Consider the following 23,575-nt stretch of genomic DNA (forward strand, 5'->3'; position numbering starts at 1 on the left):
CCAGAGTTTAGGTTAATTATTTTCATTGCTAAAAAAGGAGCCAATTTGGCTCCTTTTTACTCTAACGAGTTCGTTTGTTGGGATGTATTTTTACCTGTTTAATCATGTTCTCTTTTACTTCAAGTACTTCAACAGGGTATCCCGCAATACGTAAACTAATATTTGCATCAGGAATATCTTCTAAATATTCAACAATTAAACCACTCAATGTTTTAGGACCGTCAAGTGGGAAATCCCAACCCATTTCTTTATTTAAATCGCGTACGTTAGCACCGCCATCCACAATACAAGAACCATCAGTTTGGGTTGTTACTTCTTCGCTCGGAGTGCGTGTTTGTGTTGTTGTAAAATCGCCAACCACTTCTTCTAAAATATCTTCAAGGGTTACTAGGCCTTGAATATCACCGTACTCATCAACGACGAGGCCAATACGTTCTTTAGATAATTGGAATTTTAAAAGTTGAGTATTAAGGGACGTACCTTCAGGAATAAAGTAAATTTCACGTACAGCACGTAGCAGCGAAGGTTTATCAAACTGCTCTTTTGTAAGAAGCCTAAGCGCATCGCGTGAATGAATAAAACCCACGGCATCATCTATGTTATCTCTGTATAACAACACACGGGTATGTTGTGCATGAGTTAACTGACGGCTAATTAGTTTCCAATCATCATTTATATCTATCGCCACAATTTCGTTACGTGGGATCATGATATCTTCAACGGTTACTTGTTCTAAGTCTAAAATTGAGGTGAGCATGCTTTGGTGGCGTGCAGGAATAAGTGCGCCTGACTCATTGAGTACGGTTTTTAATTCTTCTTTACTCATACTGTGTTCGTCTATTTGAGCGGCGCTAATACCAAATAATCGCAGTATTCCGTTGGTCATCCAGTTAATAACAACGACAAAAGGGAATAGAATTTTTAGTAACCCTTTAAGTATTATTGAGCTTGGAAAGGCCACTTTTTCAGGATAGAGGGCAGCAAGGGTTTTCGGAGTTACTTCGGCAAATATAAGCACGACTAAAGTTAACACACCCGTTGCTATAGCAATACCAAGGTCACCGTAAAGGCGAATGCCTATAATTGTAGCCACTTGGGCTGCTGCTATATTAACAAGATTGTTACCGATTAAGATTAAACCGATGAGCCTATCTGGACGGCTAAGTAATTTACTGACTCGTTTAGCTGCACGATGATCCTCTTTAGCGAGGTGTCGCAAGCGTATACGATTGATTGACATAATTCCGGTTTCTGAGCCGGAAAAGTAAGCAGAAAAAAGCACCAAAAAACCTAAAATGATAAATAGGGTACTTGTCGATATGTCGTCCAACGATGGATCCTTTTCTTATAAATCAATGCGTATTAAGCTAGAGTGAGCAAGCAGAGTCAAGTTAAAACTTATTTAGTATCACTTCTTGTATGAAACGGCTGCCAAAATAAGCAAGTGTGAGGATAAATGCAGCAATCATAATTGTAATAACGACCGGTTTTCCTCGCCAACCTTTTTTCATATGACCTAATGCAACAACAGCAAAAATTACCCACGCGATTAACGACAGTATCGTTTTATGGATAAACTCTTTAGCAAACATCCCATCAAGAAATAAAAACCCTGACAGCAATGCAAAAGTAAGAAGGATTGTCCCTAAGTTTAAAAGTTGGTAGAGCTGGCGCTCAACAACCATCAGAGGGGTAAATGACTGTGTACAATTGCTAAATCTTTTCGTTTTAATCGCTTATCGATAAAGTAAAACTGTACGCCATATAGGGTAGCAATAATCAAAATACAGTATGCGAGTAAAGAAATAGAGATATGTGTCACTAAACCTATTTCAACATTTATACTTTGTAGCAAAAGATGGTGCGGTATAAATAAACTAGCGATAGTTAGAAGTGCTGCGAAACCGTAAACAACCGGAAGTAATAGGGTCGCCGGAAACTTTAATGACACGGCTGTGACAGATACAACGATAACCCAACAGGTGAGTAAAGAGACATTAACGATACTTAAATCTTGACCATCGGATCGAAACACTGAATTCACTAACAGCAGCATGTGCGCCAATATAGCAACCGTACTTAATATTACAGTTACTTTCTGGCTAGGGCCTTGTTGATGAAACAGTCGTGATAGCACGTGAGACGTTGCTAACACATAAAATAAACTGGCAATAATAGTTAAACTAATAATCAGCATTGTGCTTGGGCCACTTAATTTGAGTCAAAAAATCCTTGTTGTTATATTGGCATTGTATTTTATAGCAAAGCAAATGGATAGACCTTAAAAAAGAAACTCAACTAGCGGCACTTGAACACTGTATTGTCCGGCACCATTTACGGTATACTGTTTTTAATTCAAATTTAATAATATCAATATCCTTAATTGGATGGCTAAATAAAAAAGCTGTGTAATTAGATTGATATAACGTCTTATCGGAACCGATACATGTTTGAGAACCTCCAAGAACGATTAGGTAAAACCTTAAAAAATATCAGTGGTCGTGGCCGCCTAACTGAAGACAACATTAAAGACACTCTTCGTGAAGTGCGTATGGCTTTTTTAGAAGCCGATGTGGCGTTGCCAGTTGTTCGTGACTTTGTAAAGCAAGTAAAGGAACGTGCAGTCGGTGTTGAAGTTACAAAAAGCTTAAGCCCAGGCCAAGTATTTGTAAAAATAGTACGCGAAGAGCTTGAAAAAGCGATGGGTGAAGCAAACGAAGAGCTAAGCTTAAACGCGCAACCGCCTGCGGTTGTAATGATGGCTGGTCTTCAAGGTGCAGGTAAAACAACCAGTGTCGCAAAGCTTGCAAAATTTTTAAAAGAGCGTAAGAAAAAATCTGTACTAGTAGTGAGTGCCGACGTATACCGTCCTGCGGCAATTAAGCAGTTAGAAACGCTTGCTGCTGAAGTTGATGTTGATTTTTTCCCAAGTGATATCTCGCAAAAACCTGTAGATATTGCAACAGCAGCTATTTCTCATGCAAAAAAGAAATTCATCGATGTAGTACTTGTTGATACCGCAGGGCGTTTACATGTCGATAGTGACATGATGGACGAAATTAAAGACCTTCATAAAGCAATCAACCCAATTGAAACATTATTTGTTGTTGATGCAATGACAGGTCAAGATGCGGCAAATACAGCTAAAGCATTTGACGAGGCATTACCACTTACCGGTGTTATATTAACAAAGACTGATGGTGATGCACGTGGTGGTGCGGCTTTATCTATTCGTCATATCACAGGTAAGCCTATTAAGTTTATGGGTGTTGGTGAGCGCACTGACGCACTTGAACCTTTTCATCCTGACCGTATAGCGTCACGTATTTTAGGCATGGGTGATGTACTTTCATTAATCGAAGAAGTCGAGATGAAAGTAGATAAAGAGCAAGCTGCCAGAGTTGCTGAAAAAGTATTTAAAGGCGCAGGCTTTACCCTTGATGATTTTGCGGATCAACTAAAGCAAATGAAAAATATGGGGGGCATGATGTCGATGCTCGATAAGCTCCCTGGTATGTCTAACTTACCAGATGCAGTTAAAGGTCAAATGGGTGATAAAACATTTATCCAAATGGAAGCTATTATTAGCTCGATGACTAAAAAAGAGCGTGCACGCCCAGAAATTATTAAAGGTTCGCGTAAAAAACGTATTGCAGCTGGCTCAGGTACACAGGTACAAGAAATTAATAAGTTGCTTAAGCAATTTACGCAAATGCAAAAAATGATGAAAAAAATGAAAGGCAAAGGCGGCATGACCAAAATGATGCGCGGTATGAAAGGCATGTTACCTCCCGGAATGATGGGCGGCGGCGGCCCTAAATTTTAAATATTAGCCTTTAACTATTTTTGAAAGAATAAATAAACGACAAAAAAGGAGCAAATAGCTCCTTTTTTATTGAATAAATTATGCGCGTGATACCTCATAAGCTCTAATTTTCAGTTGAGATCACGGTTTAACCTACTAAACTGCCTTTTTGCTGCACTTCTTACTTGCGTTATTGCCAAAAACTCGTACAATTCCCCAGCTCCCCATTCTGGGGAGTAAATCTTATTAATGAAAACAGTCAATCTTTATAGAGGACGGTATGGTAACTATTCGTTTGCAACGTGGTGGCGCTAAAAAACGCCCTTTCTATCAAATTGTGGTTGCGGATAGCCGTTTCTCGCGTGACGGTCGCTTCATCGAGAAAGTAGGCTTTTTTAACCCAATTGCTTCAGGTCAAGAAGAAAAAATTCGTTTAGATTTACCACGTGTTGAACACTGGGTAGGTCAGGGCGCATCTCTTTCAGATCGCGTAGCTAAGTTAGTAAAAGACGCTCGTAAAGCGGCTTAATAGGCGTAAGTGTAACCATGAGTCAAGAGAACACCTCATCAATAATTGTCGTAGGAAAGCTCGGTGCCCCATATGGTATAAAGGGCTGGCTTAAGGTACATTCATTTACTGATGATCCCATAGGGATCTTCGATTTCAGCCCGTGGTTGATAGGGCAGCAAGGTAAATGGCAGTCCTTAGAAGTGGTCGACTGGCGTCGCCACAACAAAGGCTTTATCGCTAAATTTGCGCAAATAAACGATCGAGACGAAGCAATGGCTTATACCCATGCAGAAATTTCGATGGATTCAGCGCAATTACCTGAACTCCCGCAAGGTGAGTTCTATTGGCGAGATCTCATTGGCATGTCGGTTGTAACTGATAAAGGTTATAGCTTAGGCATTGTTGATGACCTGATGGAGACAGGATCAAATGACGTACTAGTTGTGAAAGCAAATAGTAAAGATGCATTTGGTCAAGCTGAGCGTTTGATTCCTTTTTTAACTGATTCAGTTATTAAAGAAGTTAAATACGACGCAAGAGAAATTACCGTAGATTGGGATCCTGGGTTTTAATGACGCAAACTAGTTCATTATGGGTAGGGGTGATAAGCCTTTTTCCAGACATGTTTGACGCTATTACAGACCAAGGTGTTACCGGTCGCGCAGTAAAAAATGGCTTAATTGATTTTAACTGCTGGAATCCGCGAGACTACGCTTTAGATAAGCATAGAACCGTAGATGACCGTCCTTACGGGGGCGGACCGGGTATGTTAATGATGGTTGAACCATTAAAAAAAGCGATTGCCGAAGCTAAAAAAGCTGCTGGTGATGGTGCTAAAGTAATTTATATGTCCCCGCAAGGGCGCAAACTTGATCAGCAAGGCGCTAGCGAACTCGCTAACGCTAAAAAACTGATTTTGATTGCCGGTCGCTATGAAGGTATAGATGAGAGAATAATAGAATCATATGTTGACGAAGAATGGTCGATTGGTGATTTTATTTTGAGTGGAGGTGAACTACCTGCCATGACATTAATTGACGCAGTAGCGCGATTAGTGCCGGGTGTGTTAGGTCATAACCAGTCAGCGGAACAAGATTCATTTTCGGATGGCTTGTTAGATTGTCCACACTATACACGACCAGAAACATTGGACGACAAACAGGTTCCTGCTGTATTACTCAGTGGTAACCACCAAGAGATAGCAAAATGGCGGCTTATGCAGTCATTAGGCAGAACTTGGTTACGACGTCCTGACTTGTTGCATAACCTAGCTCTGACTGAGGAGCAAGCGGTATTACTCGCGAAATTTCAGCAAGAGTACCAAAAAGCTTGTGGCTAGAAGACAGTTACACCTAGGAAAGTGAGAAACATAATGGCAAAAGTAAACCAAAATATTATTAAAGCGCTTGAAGATGAGCAGCTTAAAACAGACGTACCTGCATTTGGCCCTGGTGATACAGTGGTTGTACAGGTAAAAGTAAAAGAAGGTGCTAAAGAGCGTCTACAGGCCTTTGAAGGTGTTGTAATCGCTAAGCGTAATCGTGGTCTTCACTCAGCATTCACAGTTCGTAAAATCTCGAACGGTGAAGGCGTTGAGCGTGTATTCCAAACGCACAGCCCTCTTATTGATAGCGTAACAGTTAAGCGTCGCGGTGCAGTTCGCCGTGCTAAGCTTTACTATCTACGTGAGCGTTCTGGTAAATCTGCACGTATTAGAGAAAAACTTAACTAATACGCGCTGTTTATCAACGCAAAAAAACGGGTTGCATCCTTCGGGTTGCAACCCGTTTTGGTTTTAGAATATTATTTTCTCAATTCTCAATTCTCAATTCTCAATTCTTCATTAGTAAAATTTCCGCTTTAGCCTTTTCTCAGTTACCTGATCCTGTTAGTATTTATCGTATTGATTAGTTTACTTTTATGTAAATTTATATTTACGTTATTTGTTTTTAAGGTGGGATGAACGTGGCTGACATAAGTGATTTAGCACAGCTAAGAGAGGGTATAGATGAATGCGACGCACAACTTGTTGCCTTACTTGCTAAACGTAACGGTATTACGCAAAAGATTGGTGAGATAAAACAACAAACAGGCGCGCCTTTACATGCACCTGAACGTGAAGCAGAGCTATTAGCAGCAAGACGACAAGAAGCGATCAATCAAAGTGTAAGCCCAGATCTTGTTGAAGATATACTAAGACGCATGATGCGAGAAGCCTATCAAAACCAACAAGCAAAACTTGCATGTGCTGCGCCAGAGCTTTCACCTATTGTTATTGTGGGCGGCCAAGGTGCCATGGGTCAGTTATTTGCTCAGCAGTTTATTCGCTCAGGTTACAACGTTAAAATTTTAGATAAAGATCAGCAAAACGAAGCGCAAGATATTTTAAAGGGTGCCAAGCTAGTAATGATCAGTGTGCCAATTAACGCATTGGGCGCTGTAGTAGCTAAGTTACCTAAACTAGATGATGATTGCTTACTTGTTGATATTACATCGGTAAAGAAATCGCCTATTAAAGCACTAAAAGCCGCGCACAGTGGCCCTGTAGTTGGCTTGCATCCTATGTTTGGCCCCGACATATCACACTGGGTAAAACAAACAGTCGTTGTATGTGAAGGGCGAGATCACCAAGCCGCAAAAGGATTATTAGAGCAATTACAGGTTTGGGGTTGTCAGCTTGTTGAGCTTGACGCAAAAAAACACGATGAAGCAATGCAAATTATTCAAGTAATGCGTCATTTAACAACCTTTGTCTACGGACAGTTTTTAGCAAAACAAAGCCATACACTTGAGGAACTACGTAGTTGTTCATCACCTATTTATCAACTTGAATTAATGATGGTAGGGCGTTTATTTGCTCAATCACCTGAGCTTTACTCTGATATTATGTTAGCGCAGTTTGATGATGTAGAGACTTTACTCGCGCAGTATCAAGATACCTTTGCTAACACATTAGCAAAATTAAAGGCGGGAGATAAAGCAGGACTTATTGATTCTTTTGAGCAGGCTAAAGTTTACTTTTCTGACTCGACAGAACACTTTTTAACGCAAAGCAGAAGCTTATTAAATAAAGCGAATGATTCAAAAGTGCTAGATTAATATTTGTTATACCGTTTGCTTAGATATGGGGGGAATCCCTCAAATTGATTAAGTATTATTGCGGGTTGGTATTATACAAATTAGCACTGGTTAACTAAAAGGGCCTATATCGGCCCTTTTTGATTTATAAAATTGCTTATTGAGTATTCACGCTTACTGCCTGCAATGACTCGCTTTGGTAGCATCCTAAAATACGTACATATTGGGTGTGCTCTTTAAGTTCTTCTAGCGCTTCTTTTACTTGGCTATCCGCTAAATTTGCTTCTAAATCGACATAAAAAACCTCTTCCCATGGGTTACCAGGCATTGGGCGAGACTCCAGTTTAACTAAATTAATCTTATGCTGTTTAAAAATCATTAACGCGTCAGCAAGCGACCCCGCTTGTTGTTTTGTAGACATGATCAAACTGGTCTTAGTTGGAATTTGATTCGAAACTTGCAGTGGTTTGCGAGCAACAACAATAAAGCGGCTATGGTTTTCACTTTGATTAGCAAGATTTGTTTTAATAACTTCTAATCCTACGTTTTTCCCTGCTTGCGCTGAACCAATTGCAGCACTCATTGGCGTATTTAGTGCCGACTGCAGCGCGCTTGACGTTGAGTCACAGGTTTCGTGTTGTAACTCACCTAAGCCCTGTAAAAAACGACTGCACTGCGCAAATGGTTGAGGATGGGCGAATATTTTTGTTAATTGGCCTAGTTCTGTATTAGGTGTCGCTAATAAACAATGTTCAACGCTGTGTGTTACTTCACCAACAATAGATACTTGTGCGTGTTGGAGTAAATCAAACACCTCATTAATACTACCCGAACTGGTATTTTCAATAGGTAATAAACCAAAATCAGCTTGGCCGTTTTCTACTTTACCTGTTATTTCGTCAAACGATGTACAACCAATTTCAACTAATTTACCAGGACGGCGGCTAAAGTATTTATGACATGCTAGCTGGCTATAAGAACCCTGACCACCTAAGTAAGTTACACGATGTGTTTCACTAAGGGCGTCTGGATTAAGGTTTTTTGTAGCATAGCTTGTTGGTGTAAAACAGAATCTTCCAAAATAGTTTGAAAAACATTATTTACGTAATAAGCATCTAAACCTAGTGATTTACCATAACCAATCAGTTTCTCTAAAAGTGCGAGTTCACGTGCTTCATCGCGAATTGGTTTATTATTAGCAATTTTGTATTCAACCACACCATGGCTAATGCGGCGGCGCTTGGCGAGCAACACAAGTAAATCTGAATCTATTTCATTTATGTCGTGTCTTAATGTATTTAATACATCATTGGTCATTTTGGTTTCCTCATTCCAAAAAACAAGCTGTTATTATGCAGCAGAAATAAAAAAGCCTCCCGATTGGGAGGCTTTACTATTCGATTGATTTTATCTCACAAACAGGTCAGCCTCTTTTATATAAAGAAGCTAAAAAACGAAAAGGTAGTGTGAGAACAAATAATATTCATAATTACAATGTATGGAGAGTTACCATTAATGTCAACAGACAGTTATGCGAAATAATGACTTAACTATAAATTTAATATTTATCATTCTATTTTTTAGAGATAAACTATAAAAAATTTATAATTACGAAGCGGATCTGGTATATTTCGGCTACTGGTTAAAAATAATAACAATTACTAATAAGGTTGACCTGTGGTGTATCGACGCCCTCCATCGCGTTTTGGTGTTAACTCACTAAGTGTAAAATTATCATTGCTAATATCTGCAATTTGTTTAATTGCGGGCGTGTGTGCGGCTGCCTTAATGCTCAAGTCAGAAGAAAAGCAACTTGTTTTTGAAGAGCACGAAGTACTTAAAGGTTCAACAGAGTTACTTGTTAAGCAATTTGATGGATTGATTAAAAGCAAAGTTAATACCGCAGAGCAGGCCAATAAAGTTGTTGCAGAGCAGCTGTTCTCTACACAAGTTTCAATTGATCTTAAAAACAGGTCTCAGTTACAGTTTAACAGTGATGGTACAATCCGAAGTGCGTCTGCAGATGGTTTATCAGCAGCTTATTTACCGCAAGAGAGTTACTCACCTTTTTATAAGCAATTAATTAACGACTCAGAATCATTATGGCGAATTATCTCTCCAACAATTATTAATGATTTTTTTAATTTTTATTTAATTACTAAAGATAACTTTATACGGATATCCCCTCCTAATTGGGCACTAAATGCACCCGCCGGATTTAAGTTCACTAAAGGGCCTACATTTAATTATGTTCAAGGAAAAACTAACCCAAGCCGTGAACCAACGTGGTCAAATGTTTACTACGATAAAGTTTGGCATAAATGGGTTATTAGTTTATTAGTTCCGATTTATGTCGATAATGAGTTTTTAGGTGTAACAGGCAATGATATTGCGCTTGATACGCTTATATTTCAGTTGCCTGTGGGCGACAAAGAAAAACATTTATTAGTATTTGATAGCAAAGGGCAGCTGTTAGCGCACCCAGAAGTAAGTTCGAGCTTATTAGCCAGTTACGGGAGTAAAGGTAAAGTACTTAAAACCTACGACTTTGTTAACCAAGATCTACAGTCGATTATTAGTGATGCTACTAAAAGGAAGTTACCTGAATACGCGAATTCATTTAAGCAAAATGGTGAAGCGTATATTATTAATATCCGTAAAGTAGAAGGTTTAAATTGGTACATTGGTGTCTATAAAAAACGTTCATCGACGCTCTCAGCTCTTCAAGAACTGAAGCTTAAGTTTTTGGGTTATTCATTCTATATGCGATTTTAGTTGCTTTATTGTTACATCAAGCACTTTATCAGCTTGTTCTTCGTCGCCTTCATACTTTAGTTTATGCAGTGACAAACTTTGGCCAAGGGAAGTTAACAACTGAATTCCCTGAAGAAAATAAAGATGAAATTGGCACATTGAACGGCTCATTTAGAGATATGGCAGTAGAAATACGCAAACTCATTGATGGCCTCAATATGCGTATTACAGAAAAAGAAATAGCAGAAAAAGCAGCTAATCGTTTATCCAAAGCGGTTGCATTTTCTGGGACTGGTGTTGTAATCACCGATGAAAACTTCTTTATAGAATATGTAAACCCTAAAATGCTTGAGATGACAGGGTATCAAGAAAGCCACTTTAGTAGAGCGCCGTTGTTAAATATTATTGCCACCGAAATGGCCATTTTGGTTGAAGACATAGACATTGATCTGAGAAGTCGTAACTATTGGCGTGGTGATACACTTATTCAAGCTTTAGATAAACAACCCATTTGGGTTTCGCTGAGTGTTTCTCCAATTCGCGAGGACGGCGGAAAAATAACAAGTTATGTTGCGTCTGCGCAAGATATTTCATTTGTAAAAGAAAGTCAGCGTAAAATGGAGCAGTTAGCTTATTTTGACACATTGACTGGCTTAGCAAATAGAACGTTTTTTAGAATGCAGTTACGCAAATCGATGGCACTTGCAGAAAGAGGGCATTATGCCTTTGCACTATTTTACTTCGATTTAGATGAGTTTAAACGTATTAACGACACACTAGGGCACGATGCTGGGGATCAGTTGTTAATAGAGGTGGCAAATAGGCTAAAAAAACGTTTAAGAGCAGAAGATACCATTGCTCGATTAGGCGGAGATGAGTTTGCGGTTTTACTCAGTGGTATTGAGCATCAAGAGCATGCTACCGATGTTGCTAATACGATTCAAAAAACGTTAAATGTGCCTATAAAACTTGGCAGTAATGAAGTCATTATTAGTGCCAGTATAGGTATTACAATGGCCCCTTACGACAGCCTTGAAGAAGATCAGTTGTTAAAACATGCCGACTTGGCCATGTATGAAGCCAAAGCAAAAGGGCGTAATACATTTCACTTTTATAGCCAAGAATTGGACTCTGCGGCAAATGAGCGATTATTTATAGAAAACGAACTACGACAAGCCTTGAAAGAAAAACAATTCGCTGTTTACTATCAACCACAAGTCGATAGCCGAAGTCAGCATGTTGTTGGCTATGAAGCTTTGCTTAGGTGGTTTCACCCAACAGAGGGGCTTATTCCTCCTACCAAGTTTATACCAATTGCCGAGGCAACAGGTTTAATTGTTGAGTTGGGTGCTTGGGTACTTCAAGAAGCATGCGATTTTGCAGTTAGATTACAAGAGAAAGGCCGAAGTAATAATATTTCGATTAACTTATCTGCTCGTCAATTTAAAGATGCTAGCTTAGTACCAATGCTTAGTAAAATGATTATTAAATCAGGGGTGTCTGCTAAGCATCTGCATTTAGAATTAACCGAAAGCATGCTAATGGGAAATGTCGAAGCAGCAATAACGCAGTTGCATGAGCTTAAGGCATTAGGTGTTTCGATTTCTATAGATGATTTTGGTACAGGTTACTCGTCTTTAAGTTATTTAAAACGATTCCCGGTCGACATATTAAAAATTGATCGTTCATTCGTAAAAGACATTCCAGAGGATAGCAATGATATGGAAATCACGGCTGCAATTATTGCAATGGCGCAAAAGTTAAAACTTAATGTGGTTGCTGAAGGTGTCGAGACGATAGAACAAATACAATTTTTGCAAAATAATAATTGTTTTATAGTACAAGGGTATTATTTTAGCCCACCAATTACTGAGGCTGAGTTACCAAAATTGTTTGATAGGCTAAAGGATATACCTGACTTTGAAGCGTTACAAAGTGAGTAGTAAAATGCGGGTTTAGCCACCCGCAATTTTCACTTTAAATTTTAAGCCTTCGAGAATCGCTTTTAGCTTGTCTCGATCATCACCTTGAACTTCAATAGTGCCACCTTTAACTGCCCCACCTTGGCCCATTTTGCTTTTAATTGTTTTGGCCAGCTTTTTTAAATCATGATCTTTTGCATCTATTCCAACAACCAGCATAACTCCTTTGCCTTTACGTCCTTTTGTTTGACGTTCAATACGCAAAAAACCATCTTTAAAAATTTTTCCGGTACTTTCTTTTTCTGGTTTAGGCTGACTAATGCGCCCAGAATCCGTCGAATATACTAAGTGATTATCACTCATACCTAACCTACATAGATAAAATGAATTAAACAATGGCTCAAATGATAACAAATTTGCGCTAGTGTGTTTTTCTTTTTGCTAATTAGTTTTAACAGGTTATATTTAGTTTAAAGGAAATATTATTGGAACCCATATATGAACTTAACTAAGAGCACATCAGCGGATGGAACGACCTTAACAATACAAATTAAGGGTAAGTTTGACTTTAATTTAGTGCAATCTTTTCGACAAGCTTACGCTCAAATAAATGAAAATATAGTAAAAGTAATTGTTGATTTAAGAGAAACAGAGTACATGGATAGCTCGGCATTAGGCATGTTACTTAACATGAAAAAAACAATAGAAAGCCAAGTAGGTACAATTGAGATAAGTAATTGTCAGCCACAGTTACGAAAAATATTACAAATTTCACGTTTTGATAAAAAGTTTGATATTTGCTGATGATCCATGTGCTTATTGTTGATGATCAGGCGCTTAACCGAATCTTATTAAGTAAGATGCTTGAGGAGGACGGCTACAAAATATCGATGGCGTATAACGGTCTTGAAGCATTAAAAGTGCTTGAAACACAAGATATAGATATTATTTTACTTGATGTAATAATGCCTGTAATGGATGGCTTTGAAGCAGCTCAAAAAATAAAACAACGCTTTGATGAAGTTTACTTACCGATTATTTTTATTACTTCTTTGGATGATCAAGGTAGTTTTGAGCGCTGTTTAGAAGTTGGCGGAGATGACTTTATTCAAAAGCCTTTTGAAAAAGTTATTTTGCATGCAAAAATTAAAGCGCACAGCCGCACTCGCCAATTGAGTAAAAAAGCCAATCAACAAAAAGAACTTCTTCAATATCATCACAACCAAAACGAAAGAGAGCATGAGATTATTGAACATATTTTTAATAACTCACTCGAAAATCAAGATAAATTTAAAGACCACCTCGATTTCAACCTATCACCTGCATCTATGTTTAATGGAGACATGTTTTTAGTTGCACAAAGTCCCATTGGTAACCTTTACTGTATGCTTGGCGATTTTACGGGGCATGGTTTAGCTGCTGCTATTGGTGCATTACCTGCCTCGCGTGCCTTTTATAGAATGGTAAGTAAAGGTATGGCTGTGAACGACGTCGCCTCTGAAATTAATACGTTACTTTATAACTTACTACCTGGTCATATGTTTTGTGCGGCAACAATTATAGAGCTTAGTTCTTCTGGGAAAAGCATATCGGCATGGTTAGGCGGATTACCAGATGCGTATTTAATTGATCAAAATGGTGATGTTAAGCAAGTCCTTGAATCTCAACATATGGCATTAGGTATTTTAGATGAAGATGAGTTTGAGCACGAAGTTATTCATTTTGAAACAGATCATGAAACTCGTTTAGCATTTGCAACAGATGGGATTATAGAAACAACTAATAAAAATGATGTTTTTTTTGGTGAAGAACGCTTTTTAGAAACGTTAAAAAGTAAACCCATGGTTAGCTGTGAAAACATAGTTGGATATGTGAGTGAGTTTGCGGATGGGAGCGAGCAACAAGATGATGTCAGTATTGTTTTACTTAATTGTTTGCCTCTTGCTTCGCAAGAGCAGGTTAGAGAGACGTTTTCAACGTTAGCATTTAATTTGTCGCTAAGTTTAAATGCTAAGCAAATAAAGCAAACCGATCCCGTATACGATTTAGTTAATATTTTAAGCGGGGTAGGCGGATTAAAAGATCATCGTTCAAATATATTTTTATTACTTTCTGAAGCTTATAATAATTCGCTTGACCATGGCGTATTGGGTTTAGACTCAAGCATTAAACTACAAGAAGATGGTTTTTTTAAATACTATGAGATGAGAGAAAAAGCCCTCGCAGCGTTGTCAGATGCGATGATTATTATAGATATGCGTTATTGCCCAGATACATTAAGTTTATATTTTATTATTTGCGACTCGGGTCGAGGTTTTAATCGTGGTGAAAGTGAACTTTCTGCTACGAATAGTGAATTTGGTCGAGGTTTGTCATTACTTAAAGAAATAGCCGAGAAAGTAACTTACAATGCCAGTGGGAATCAGGTAGAAATGTGTTACAAGTTGAGCTAGCTCTGTAAAAATATCCATGCTATTATTCTGAAAACTCTAGATGTATGGATGGCTAAATGATTTCTTCTTACCTAAAACAAGCACAACTAAGTGCAAATCCTACTTTGATTTCAACAGAGCTTGAAAAGCTTGAGTTGCATCTTACAAACACAATTTTGCCTGATGTGCGTTGGGAGTATCAAATACCTGAGCTTGGCGAGGGCGGTGCGTGTAGTTTATTTGGTTACCTACAAGATGAGCCATTCAAATTAACTGACTACCTTAAAAGTGATGAGCAAACACAGTTTAAGCTAGCTAGTCTACAAAGTATTGTAAGCTATATTGAGCAGCAAACAGGTGTCGACTGGTATGGTATTTATCAATCAACCAATACCAGTGAAGGTAAGCAATTGCTCAAATTGGCTTATCATGGGGTGCCAAGTCGTCCGTTGTTTCCATTAACAGAAGCTTTTGCTGCTGGTAGCAACAATGTACAGGTAGCGTTATCTCACCATGGTCGTATTATCAATAACGTCGAGGCGTATTTATCACAAGGTGGTGAATACTACACATGCGATCCTAAAGTTAAATCAGAAACCTGCTTACCTCTATTTAACGCGCAAAATGAATGCGTTGGTATTATAGATGCAGAAGCCTTTAAAAATGACTTTTTTGATGACAAGACACTTGCCGTTTTAATTGCGTGTTGTATTAAAATTCCTCACTTTCTAGTGTAAATAACACTAGTCAATGTGACGTGCTTTTATGTTAAGCTTAGGCTAACAGCTAACCCCTAAATAACGATAAGAGATAGCCAATGTTCTCAGTATTAAAACCATTACCAACAGATCCTATTCTTGGCCTTATGGCGGCCTATAAACAAGATACAAACCCTAATAAAATTGATTTAGGGGTAGGTGTCTACAAAGATGAGCAAGGCAATACACCGGTACTCAAAGCGGTTAAAAAAGCTGAAGCGTTTCGTCTTGAAAACGAAATGAGCAAATCTTACATTGGTTTAGCGGGTAACTTAGATTACTGCCAAAAGATGGAGCAGTTACTACTAGGCGAACATCAAGCATTGCTAGCAAATCGCGTGCGTACCGCGCAAGCTCCTGGTGGTACAGGTGCACTTCGCGTTGCAGCTGAATTTATTAAGCGTTGTAATACTAACGCGACTGTTTGGGTAACTAATCCAACATGGGCTAACCATATTAGCTTGTTTGAAGCGGCAGGCTTAACAGTAAAAGAATACCCGTATTACGATTACGAAAACAAAGACTTACTGTTTGATGAAATGATCAACACACTTAAACAAGTGCCTAAAGGTGATGTGGTTTTAGTGCATGCATGTTGTCATAACCCAAGCGGTATGGACTTAAACGAAACACAGTGGAACACAGTTGCTGAACTTGCAAAAGAAGTTGGCTTTACACCACTTGTTGATATTGCATACCAAGGCTTTGGTGCTTCACTTGAAGAAGATGCACGTGGCTTACGTATTTTAGCTGATGCAGTAGAAGAGCTAATTATTTGTTCTTCATGTTCTAAAAACTTTGGCTTATACCGCGAGCGTATTGGTGCATGTTCACTAATTGCAAAAGACAGCGCAACAGCAGATATTTCCAACTCTGTAATGCTAAGCGTTGTGCGTAGTATTTACTCAATGCCGCCAGCGCATGGTGCTGATATTGTTAATACTATTTTAAGCAGTACAGAGCTTACACAATTATGGCACTCTGAGCTTGATGAAATGCGTAGCCGCATAAACGGTTTACGTAGCTTAATTAAAGAAAGCTTAGCAACTAAAGATATTGCGCAAGACTTCTCATTTATTGAACGTCAAAACGGTATGTTTTCTTTCTTAGGTATTAATAAAGAGCAAATTGCTCGCCTACAAAAAGAATACGGTATTTACATTGTTGGCTCAAGCCGCGTAAATGTTGCAGGTATTAGTCATTCAAATATTGAATACTTTTCAAATGCTGTAGCTGACGTTTGTAAATAAACGCAGTTAATATAAAAAACCGCACATCATAATGATGTGCGGTTTTTTATTATCTAAATTTAAACAAAAAGCAGTAACCTTTAACCGATAGCAGGAATAAGCCCCGCCATTTGCATAAACTGCGCAGCAATAATCGTTATGCCACATATCGCTGCTATGCCAAGCCCAACATTCCCACTTTTGACTTTGTAGCCTGTTTTATTTGATGTTGTACGCTGTTTATAAACCATTGCTACAGGCAAAAATATTGCAAGTACGACAAGTGCAATTGCAGCGTAACCTAAAGCCATAATAAAGCCTTGTGGATAGAATAATGCAAAGCCAAGTGGCGGCATAAACGTAATTAAGGCTGTTTTAACTCGGTCTGATTTATTGTCACCTTTTTTAAATGCATCGGCAAAAAAGTCGAATAAACCTAAACTCACCCCTAAAAATGATGTTGCAAGGGCTAAATCAGCAAATAACTTAACGGCGGTCGTTACGCTTGGGTTATGCGCAATACCTGCCACGTTAGATACAAACCCATTAAGGCCTTGGCTGTTGAGTAAATCAGCTTGGCTCATAATACCTTGGCTCAGTAATTGCCAAAAAATATAAATCACTAAAGGCAGAGCAGCACCCGTGATCATTACTTTGCGCAGTACTTTTATTTCAAGGCCTACGTATTTAACAATAGAAGGAATAGAGCCATGAAAGCCAAATGAGGTAAATATAACGGGGATCGCTGACAATATTAAGCCTTGCTCTACTGGCATCTCTAATAAGTGCTTACCTTGAACGTAGGGCGTTAACATATAGAACAAGCTAGCAAGTACAATGATTTTTATTGTAAATAACACCCTGTTTAATTTATCTACTTTACTGGTGCCTAGTGTTACTACACTCGCAATTATGACCGCCAATACAATTGAACCAAGTTGTGGAGCTATATTCACACTTAAACCTATATTTATACGCTCTTGGAGCTGTGCTCCGCCACCTGCAATATAAGCGGCACAAAGTGCATAAAATAAGAAAATCATCGAAAAATTAGCCACATACTGCCCGCGTTTTCCAAGCCAAAGTTTAGCTAAAGTATTTAAAGTAGCATCACGTGGTGCGTACTGATGAAGCTCTAGCATAAGCAACGCTGTGTAAGTCATTAACATCCAGCTCGCGACTATTAGCACTAATGCGGTATTAAAACCAAGACCGGCAGAAGCAATCGGTAATGCTAGCATTCCGGCACCAATAGTGGTTCCTGCAACAATTAACATGCTCCCTATTGTTTTATTTTTAAGCACTTAATTACCTTAATTATTATTAATATACATGCACGATATAACTAGTTACCTAAAACTCAAATAGTTTTATAATAAAACGCTGCAATTAAAATGTAACTTACAATTTACAGCTGTATTTATTAAGGCGTTTAGTGTTTAAAAAGTACTAAAACACAGTAGTGAGCGTATAATTTATTCTTTAATATATTCATTTATAAAAAGCATAGGGATGGCACGTGCCTGTTAAAGCTTCGTATTTTTTAATGGTTCTCATATGGTCTACAACGCCGCTAGGGATAGTGTGGAGCAGCGAAAGCGTATCGCCAACACTTGCAGTCCTCATGCGTATGCTTGTGGGATTGTTTATAGGCGGCTTAATAGTTGCTATTACGAATATTAGAGTACCTTGGAGTAAAAATGCGTGCTTACTTTATTTTTATTCGAGCATTGGTATTTTTGGTGGCATGTTACTTAGCTATATGGCTGCCAAAACGGTTCCCTCAGGAATTATCTCACTCATGTTTGGTCTAGCGCCGATTTTGTCGGGATTACTCGCTCAGCAACTACTAAACGAACCCAAATTTAGCCCAATTAAGTTAATGGCACTGGCATGTGCATTAATCGGTTTATATTTTGTTAGTTACAATCAAGTGCAGCACTCACAAACCCAAGGTATAGGCCTACTTTATGTGTTTATGGCTGTGTGTTTTTTAGCTTAAGTGGGGTAATGATAAAGCGAGTACAAATAGCAATTCACCCAATGGCGACCACCTTTGGTGCTTTAGTGTTTGTAACGCCACTATTTTTTATAGCGTGGTGGTTACTCGATGGAGAGTTAAATACTGCAAATTGGAGCGCAAAATCACTTTGGGCTATTGGGTATTTAGGCGTGTTTGGATCACTGATCGGTGCGCTTGCCTACTTTCATGTTTTACAAAACTTAAATGCAAGTACAGTAGCACTTACTACCTTAATTACCCCTAGTTTTGCTTTAGGGTTAGGTGCATGGCTAAATAATGAAATGCTTAGTCGAGAGTTGCTGATAGGTGCTGTTATTATTTTGATTAGTTTAGGTTTTTTCAATTTGGAGACAAATTTTTGAAATCGACCAAATTAAAAACCCAAGACTAAAAGCGCCCTCAGTGTGATCACATTTTAGCTATTTGGATAACTAAACGACGGTTTTTATTACGCCCTAAAATATTTTCGTTTGTATCCACAAAGCGTTTTTCACCTAAACCAGTTGTTTGCACCTTGGCTTCATCAACACCTAAACTAACCATGTAATCTTTAATTGATTTTGCACGTTTGCGTGAAAGGTCAAGGTTATTCCAACGTCCACCATAGCTATCGGTATACGAATCAATGCTAATGGATTCAATACTCGGATCGTTTTTTAAATACTCGGCAATCTTATCTAAACGCTGCTGCGAAGATTTAGTTAACTTACTGCTATTTGATTGATAATTCATAATGGTAAATGAAATATCTTCAAAGCTATAAGGGAGTAATTCATCTCGACACTGTAAAAATGCCCAATACGCCTGTTTAAAATTAACACTTGAAATACCAACGGCAATTTTATCGGCACTGTTTTGCCAGTCTTGATAGTAAAAGGTAGGGTAAAAGCCCTTTTCAAGTTCGGTTAGCATTTCCCATGATGTTTTATTGTCTAGCTCACCGTCAAACTTTTTGAGTAGCTTCATATTGGCAATATCGCGCGTAGGTAAGCCCGCACGCCAAGTAGGGGGACTGCTTTTAAACCCGCTATGTCATAATTTTCAGGCCTGACAACCATATCTAAATGAAAGCTGAGATTTTTGTTTTTACTTGCTGAAGCTTTAAAAATAGCCTCTCCATAGTAAGGAACTTCATGATTTAATTGGCATTGTAGCCTTGTTGTTTTAACCACTTCCCAGTTAGAGTTATCTTGATTAGCTGTATATTGGCGCATAGCAGCATAGGCACTACTATGGCATAGTGCGCTGGTGATACTCAGGCTAATTAATAGCAACTTAAACTTCATGGGGCATGCTCCAACACATCTTTCATGCCAATAATTTGGCAAAATACAGAGTAATTATATTTCAAGGTCAATAACACCTAGCTAGCTTAAACTTTAAAGCAAATTACATGCCTACAATTTAAGGCGCAATTAATCTAGCAATGCACTAGCCGAAAGGTACTCACTTTTGACATAATAGTGGGCTTATACCTATAAACCAAGAATACTATGGCAAATACTGAGCAAACACTTTTCGCAAAACGCTTTCGTGGCTTTTTTCCGGTTGTAATTGATGTTGAAACAGCGGGCTTCAATAAAAATACAGACGCTTTACTAGAAATTGCCGTTTCAGTTTTAAAAATGGATGACGAAGGATTGCTCAGCATAGATCATACCGTACACTTTCATGTAGAGCCATTTGAAGGCGCAAACATAGAGCAAGCTGCAATTGAGTTTAATGGTATCGATCCCTTTTCGCCATTACGCGGCGCAGTGCCAGAAGAAGACGTTATTAAAGAAGTTTGCAAAGTGGTACGCAAAGCTCAAAAAGCAGCAGGGTGTCAACGCTCTGTTATTGTGGCGCACAACGCAGCGTTTGATCATGGCTTTTTAAATGCAGCTATAGAGCGTAATAATATAAAACGAACACCATTTCATCCCTTTGTAAGTTTTGATACAACCACTCTTGCAGGACTTGCGTTAGGGCAAACTGTATTGGCTAAAGCATGCCGCGCTGCCGGTATTGAATTTGATAACAGCCAAGCACATTCAGCACTTTATGATACCGAGCGTACCGCTGAGCTGTATTGTTTAATTGTAAACCGTTGGCAGCAACTAGGTGGTTGGCCGTTAGCGCCACTAGATGATAGTGACGCCGAAGTGGATACACAAGATGGCACAGAAACTAAAATGACTGAGTAATTTTTCCTTCATTTAGTTTTAATAAATGGGGTGGATAAATACGCGAAAACTGTTTTGAATCTTTTGCTATTTTAAGCTCTACCCCTGGGTGCATTAACTCATTCACTTTTAAGCGGCAACTTGAAAGCAATTGCGTGATTTTTCGCTTAATCAACAATTTTTGACGATTAACATGCTCTGTACGTGCTTTTATATGTTGTTCATTTTCGGTTATTTTATTCAATAACTGCTGACGCTGAGTGGGCTCTGCAACTTGTCCCGCTTTTTTACGAGCTTGTTTTAAAGCAGTTACTTTAGTTGCAAGCACTTTTTCAAAATCAGCAATCTGGATCTGCTTGTCACGAAGTTCAAACCAGTTTTGTGCTAAAAGCACACGAGTTTTTGTTCCCGCTGGTGCACCGAGTTCGCCGGTTTCAATACGCATAGCGTCTAAAATATTGCCACCAATAATTTTACCGCGAGGTTTATCTGCTTTACCAACGCGTATTAACCGCCTTGCACTCATATCACAATGCAGTGCTTGGCGTTCAATAAATAAATCTTGTTCTGTTTTTATATTACAATATTGAGCGTAGCCAATTGAAATAGTACGCAAAGCTGTAATATGACATGTAAATGCTTCATTGTTTTCGCGTTTTCGACCAATAACCCCCTGCATAATTGTTACAGCACTTTTGCTCTCAACAATACCTGATTCTACAAACCCTATAACGGTAATATCGCCGTTTGCTTTAACATGCATACCATCTTTTATATCACCACTGATTATTACGCTACCATCAAAATCGACATGGCCAGTACTTACATCAATGTTATCAAAGCATAAAACATCATCTACACGCATACCGCGAGGCAAAGCAACGGGTACACCTTTACAATCTGCAATAAGTATATCTGGGTTGTTGGGGTCTATTTTAGTCCCTTCGAAAGGTTGTAATTGGTGCTCTTTTCCTGGTGTTGCAGGAATAATTTCACCAAATATAGTGTAGCCATCTTCACCGCGAGTGGCGGGTATGCGCTGCATAAGAGGTGTACCTGGTTTTACCGTGATGATTGCGCCAAGGTTTTTCATATCAACCTTACCGCCTTGAGTTGCTTGAGGGCTAAGCACACGATCTTGGGCTGTTGAGCATAAACGGACAAATCTAGCATCTTTGCCATCTTTAGGGTTACGTCCGTGAGCAATTATTGCACTGTAAGAGCTTCCAGCTGGTTGTTCAAACTGTTGACCTAAAAAGGAATCAAGCGCGCGAGGGCTTATTCCTTTTTTAACACCGGCATCAGCCAGTGCTTTTTGCGCACCTTCCATCGATAATAATAAACCACCTTTTGTAGTGGTAATGGTTGCTTCTGCTACCATGCCTTTTTCATCGATATTAATAACAACAGTTGCATTTACAGCCTGAGCAATAATTAACGACTCTTCTTTATAATCTTTGCTTTGAGAAAAAAGTTTACCAATGTTGGCCGAAATAACGTCAAAATCACAGTAGTCAGATTGTTCTAGCAGTTCAATTAACTGCGTTGCAGTTATTGGAAAACCACTATCAACAGGGTGTGCTATTAAAGATAAGTACCCCGTTTCTTCATTAAATGAAAAAACCGACATTTATTTATTCCCTACTTAATGTGCCTGTTATTATAATTGTTATATTTTTTATTGCTTTAAGGTGCATTTTTAATCCGATCAAAAAAGCCAGCACTCTATTGGAGCACAACTAGAGTCTCGTGTTAAGTAAATGTTGTTTAACTATGCAGCTATTTATAAAAATATGATTGTTTAATAGGCAGTTAGTATGAGGGCCTGCTTATTTTTTGAAGTTAAATTTGCCGAAGTGTATTTGGTTTTTATGCAAGGCAAAGCCTATGCTGTGCGGTTGTTCCCCATAGATAGGCGATAACGTAGCATAAATGCCAAACACACGCTGCCCTTTGGGTTCGTTCCAAGGGCTATTCACTCATTGTTGCTCGATTTTTACTTAGCCTACTACCTACTGCTAGGCTACAAACCTCACGCCGCAATTAAATCACCTCTATATAGAACAAATTTCAACCTAAAAGGTCAGCGAGTCCTAACAGATAAAATAAAAGCGAGTTAGTTCTTGAGTATCAGCGCCTTACTCAGTTATACTGCTCGCACGCTCTGAATGAGTTTACTGATTCAGGGGCTGATTAGGATTCGACGGAATTCAAGACGCCCAAGGTGCATGTCGAGGTGCGGTTTGCCTCGTTAAACAGCCGCAACCTAAAGTAATCGCAAACGACGATAACTACTCTCTAGCAGCTTAGGCTAGCTAGCGCTCCTTCCATGTATTCTTGTGGACTGGATTTTGGAGTGTCACCCTAACACCTGATCGCGACGAAAACCCTGGCCGGGGTTGAAGCGTTAAAACTAAGCGGCCTCGCCTTTATCTATCGTGTTCGTCCGAGATTTAAAGGTTAATTAAATGACGATACTAAACATGTAGTACCGACGGTTGAGGCTTTTCGGACGGGGGTTCAAATCCCCCCAGCTCCACCAATAAAGGTTTTTGAACTCGTTATTCGAAAACCATAAGAAACCCGCAAATTTGTTAATCCAAATTTGCGGGTTTTTTTATGCTTATAATTTAATTATTAATGATTGTTCAACGTTTGTAATAACTAAGCCTTAGCTGCTATTTCAGCGTTGTACAGCGCAGTAAGTAAAACCAATATTAACTTGCCAGAGGGGCAATGTAGCCATGCTTTAAGGTATACTTTCGCGAGTCATTTTATGATGAACGGAGGGAATATTTTACTGTTACAACAAATACTTGGTTATGCTAGTAAGCTTGGACCAAAAGTATAAAAGTGAGTTAAGAAACTCATTGAATGAGGGTTCGATTTAATTCAAAA

Annotated in this window: 15 protein-coding genes, 1 other RNA gene and 6 pseudogenes; 15 read left to right on the forward strand and 7 right to left on the reverse strand. The window is 38.7% G+C overall.

Going from position 1 to position 23,575, the window contains the following annotated elements; all coding sequences use genetic code 11:
- Nucleotides 1–61: 61 nt before the first annotated feature.
- Together P4S71_RS14610 and P4S71_RS14615 are read right to left on the reverse strand one after the other, a co-directional pair.
- Nucleotides 62–1,330, reverse strand: a complete 1,269-nt coding sequence (locus P4S71_RS14610) for an HlyC/CorC family transporter (RefSeq protein WP_008135726.1) — start codon at nucleotides 1,328–1,330, stop codon at nucleotides 62–64.
- 61 nt (nucleotides 1,331–1,391) lie between these two features.
- Nucleotides 1,392–2,197: pseudogene (locus tag P4S71_RS14615) on the reverse strand (cytochrome C assembly family protein).
- 249 nt (nucleotides 2,198–2,446) lie between these two features.
- Between P4S71_RS14615 and ffh the strand changes: the two are divergent.
- From ffh to tyrA, 6 genes are all read left to right on the forward strand, one after another.
- The gene (ffh, locus tag P4S71_RS14620; protein ID WP_008135724.1) at nucleotides 2,447–3,826 is read left to right on the forward strand and encodes a signal recognition particle protein; all 1,380 of its coding nucleotides are present in this window, start codon (nucleotides 2,447–2,449) and stop codon (nucleotides 3,824–3,826) included.
- 259 nt (nucleotides 3,827–4,085) lie between these two features.
- Nucleotides 4,086–4,334 (forward strand): 30S ribosomal protein S16, encoded by a 249-nt coding sequence (gene rpsP / locus P4S71_RS14625; RefSeq protein ID WP_002962192.1) that lies wholly within the window; start codon nucleotides 4,086–4,088, stop codon nucleotides 4,332–4,334.
- A 17-nt stretch (nucleotides 4,335–4,351) separates the two neighbouring features.
- Nucleotides 4,352–4,888, forward strand: coding sequence for a ribosome maturation factor RimM (rimM, locus tag P4S71_RS14630; RefSeq protein ID WP_008135722.1), 537 nt, complete (start codon nucleotides 4,352–4,354; stop codon nucleotides 4,886–4,888).
- Nucleotides 4,888–5,655, forward strand: coding sequence for a tRNA (guanosine(37)-N1)-methyltransferase TrmD (trmD, locus tag P4S71_RS14635; RefSeq protein ID WP_008135721.1), 768 nt, complete (start codon nucleotides 4,888–4,890; stop codon nucleotides 5,653–5,655). The genes rimM and trmD overlap by 1 nt, the downstream gene beginning before the upstream one ends.
- 33 nt (nucleotides 5,656–5,688) lie before the next feature.
- Complete coding sequence (gene rplS / locus P4S71_RS14640; RefSeq protein ID WP_007581406.1) at nucleotides 5,689–6,048, forward strand: 50S ribosomal protein L19; 360 nt, start codon at nucleotides 5,689–5,691, stop codon at nucleotides 6,046–6,048.
- A gap of 233 nt (nucleotides 6,049–6,281) precedes the next feature.
- Entirely contained in the window at nucleotides 6,282–7,415 is a 1,134-nt protein-coding gene (gene tyrA, locus P4S71_RS14645; RefSeq protein WP_337150896.1) for a bifunctional chorismate mutase/prephenate dehydrogenase, read from the forward strand.
- Between the two features lie 136 nt (nucleotides 7,416–7,551).
- Here tyrA and P4S71_RS14650 read toward each other — a convergent pair.
- Nucleotides 7,552–8,711, reverse strand: a pseudogene (locus P4S71_RS14650) (chorismate mutase).
- A 360-nt stretch (nucleotides 8,712–9,071) separates the two neighbouring features.
- Between P4S71_RS14650 and P4S71_RS14655 the strand changes: the two are divergent.
- Nucleotides 9,072–12,091 (forward strand): annotated as a pseudogene (locus P4S71_RS14655) (bifunctional diguanylate cyclase/phosphodiesterase).
- A 12-nt stretch (nucleotides 12,092–12,103) separates the two neighbouring features.
- Here the strand turns inward: P4S71_RS14655 and P4S71_RS14660 are convergent.
- Nucleotides 12,104–12,433, reverse strand: coding sequence for a stress response translation initiation inhibitor YciH (locus P4S71_RS14660; protein WP_337150897.1), 330 nt, complete (start codon nucleotides 12,431–12,433; stop codon nucleotides 12,104–12,106).
- Nucleotides 12,434–12,568: 135 nt separating this feature from the next.
- On the opposite strand from P4S71_RS14660, the gene P4S71_RS14665 reads away from it, so the two are divergent.
- The 4 genes from P4S71_RS14665 to P4S71_RS14680 all read left to right on the forward strand — a co-directional run bounded on the left by P4S71_RS14665 (nucleotide 12,569) and on the right by P4S71_RS14680 (nucleotide 16,510).
- Nucleotides 12,569–12,874 carry an STAS domain-containing protein gene (locus P4S71_RS14665; protein ID WP_008135712.1) on the forward strand — a complete coding sequence of 102 codons (306 nt, stop codon included), beginning with the start codon at nucleotides 12,569–12,571 and terminating at the stop codon, nucleotides 12,872–12,874.
- Nucleotides 12,874–14,523 carry an ATP-binding SpoIIE family protein phosphatase gene (locus P4S71_RS14670; protein ID WP_096793480.1) on the forward strand — a complete coding sequence of 550 codons (1,650 nt, stop codon included), beginning with the start codon at nucleotides 12,874–12,876 and terminating at the stop codon, nucleotides 14,521–14,523. Before P4S71_RS14665 ends, P4S71_RS14670 begins: the two co-directional genes overlap by 1 nt.
- 56 nt (nucleotides 14,524–14,579) lie before the next feature.
- Nucleotides 14,580–15,239 carry a GAF domain-containing protein gene (locus P4S71_RS14675; protein ID WP_008135709.1) on the forward strand — a complete coding sequence of 220 codons (660 nt, stop codon included), beginning with the start codon at nucleotides 14,580–14,582 and terminating at the stop codon, nucleotides 15,237–15,239.
- An 80-nt stretch (nucleotides 15,240–15,319) separates the two neighbouring features.
- Nucleotides 15,320–16,510 carry an amino acid aminotransferase gene (locus P4S71_RS14680; protein ID WP_033031018.1) on the forward strand — a complete coding sequence of 397 codons (1,191 nt, stop codon included), beginning with the start codon at nucleotides 15,320–15,322 and terminating at the stop codon, nucleotides 16,508–16,510.
- Nucleotides 16,511–16,590: 80 nt separating this feature from the next.
- On the opposite strand, the gene P4S71_RS14685 is transcribed toward P4S71_RS14680, so the two are convergent.
- On the reverse strand, nucleotides 16,591–17,793 hold the full coding sequence (locus tag P4S71_RS14685) for an aromatic amino acid transport family protein (protein ID WP_337150898.1): 1,203 nt from the start codon (nucleotides 17,791–17,793) through the stop codon (nucleotides 16,591–16,593).
- A 215-nt stretch (nucleotides 17,794–18,008) separates the two neighbouring features.
- Between P4S71_RS14685 and P4S71_RS14690 the strand changes: the two are divergent.
- A pseudogene (locus P4S71_RS14690) lies at nucleotides 18,009–18,903 on the forward strand (DMT family transporter).
- A gap of 17 nt (nucleotides 18,904–18,920) precedes the next feature.
- Here the strand turns inward: P4S71_RS14690 and P4S71_RS14695 are convergent.
- Nucleotides 18,921–19,798 (reverse strand): annotated as a pseudogene (locus tag P4S71_RS14695) (flagellar protein MotY).
- Between the two features lie 207 nt (nucleotides 19,799–20,005).
- On the opposite strand from P4S71_RS14695, the gene rnt reads away from it, so the two are divergent.
- Nucleotides 20,006–20,698 carry a ribonuclease T gene (gene rnt / locus P4S71_RS14700; protein WP_008137071.1) on the forward strand — a complete coding sequence of 231 codons (693 nt, stop codon included), beginning with the start codon at nucleotides 20,006–20,008 and terminating at the stop codon, nucleotides 20,696–20,698.
- Here the strand turns inward: rnt and P4S71_RS14705 are convergent.
- Nucleotides 20,682–22,307 (reverse strand): DUF342 domain-containing protein, encoded by a 1,626-nt coding sequence (locus tag P4S71_RS14705; RefSeq protein ID WP_337150899.1) that lies wholly within the window; start codon nucleotides 22,305–22,307, stop codon nucleotides 20,682–20,684. The two genes, rnt and P4S71_RS14705, sit on opposite strands and share 17 nt — an antisense overlap.
- A 555-nt stretch (nucleotides 22,308–22,862) precedes the next feature.
- On the opposite strand from P4S71_RS14705, the gene ssrA reads away from it, so the two are divergent.
- Nucleotides 22,863–23,219: a transfer-messenger RNA gene (ssrA, locus tag P4S71_RS14710) on the forward strand.
- A 180-nt stretch (nucleotides 23,220–23,399) separates the two neighbouring features.
- Nucleotides 23,400–23,504: pseudogene (locus tag P4S71_RS14715) on the forward strand (site-specific integrase); the annotation flags it as partial.
- Nucleotides 23,505–23,575 lie beyond the last annotated feature (71 nt).

The sequence above is a fragment of the Pseudoalteromonas sp. B62 genome, assembly GCF_037162565.1.
In the GTDB taxonomy this organism is placed as follows: Bacteria; Pseudomonadota; Gammaproteobacteria; order Enterobacterales; family Alteromonadaceae; genus Pseudoalteromonas; species Pseudoalteromonas fuliginea.

Bases quoted from the DNA above. Each gene is read 5' to 3' on its own strand.
- rplS (WP_007581406.1), top strand. From the start codon at position 5,689: ATGGCAAAAGTAAACCAAAATATTATTAAAGCGCTTGAAGATGAGCAG.
- P4S71_RS14705 (WP_337150899.1), bottom strand. From the start codon at position 22,307: ATGTCGGTTTTTTCATTTAATGAAGAAACGGGGTACTTATCTTTAATA.
- P4S71_RS14660 (WP_337150897.1), bottom strand. From the start codon at position 12,433: ATGAGTGATAATCACTTAGTATATTCGACGGATTCTGGGCGCATTAGT.
- P4S71_RS14675 (WP_008135709.1), top strand. From the start codon at position 14,580: ATGATTTCTTCTTACCTAAAACAAGCACAACTAAGTGCAAATCCTACT.
- P4S71_RS14680 (WP_033031018.1), top strand. From the start codon at position 15,320: ATGTTCTCAGTATTAAAACCATTACCAACAGATCCTATTCTTGGCCTT.
- P4S71_RS14670 (WP_096793480.1), top strand. From the start codon at position 12,874: ATGATCCATGTGCTTATTGTTGATGATCAGGCGCTTAACCGAATCTTA.
- rpsP (WP_002962192.1), top strand. From the start codon at position 4,086: ATGGTAACTATTCGTTTGCAACGTGGTGGCGCTAAAAAACGCCCTTTC.
- trmD (WP_008135721.1), top strand. From the start codon at position 4,888: ATGACGCAAACTAGTTCATTATGGGTAGGGGTGATAAGCCTTTTTCCA.
- rnt (WP_008137071.1), top strand. From the start codon at position 20,006: ATGGCAAATACTGAGCAAACACTTTTCGCAAAACGCTTTCGTGGCTTT.
- rimM (WP_008135722.1), top strand. From the start codon at position 4,352: ATGAGTCAAGAGAACACCTCATCAATAATTGTCGTAGGAAAGCTCGGT.
- ffh (WP_008135724.1), top strand. From the start codon at position 2,447: ATGTTTGAGAACCTCCAAGAACGATTAGGTAAAACCTTAAAAAATATC.
- P4S71_RS14665 (WP_008135712.1), top strand. From the start codon at position 12,569: ATGAACTTAACTAAGAGCACATCAGCGGATGGAACGACCTTAACAATA.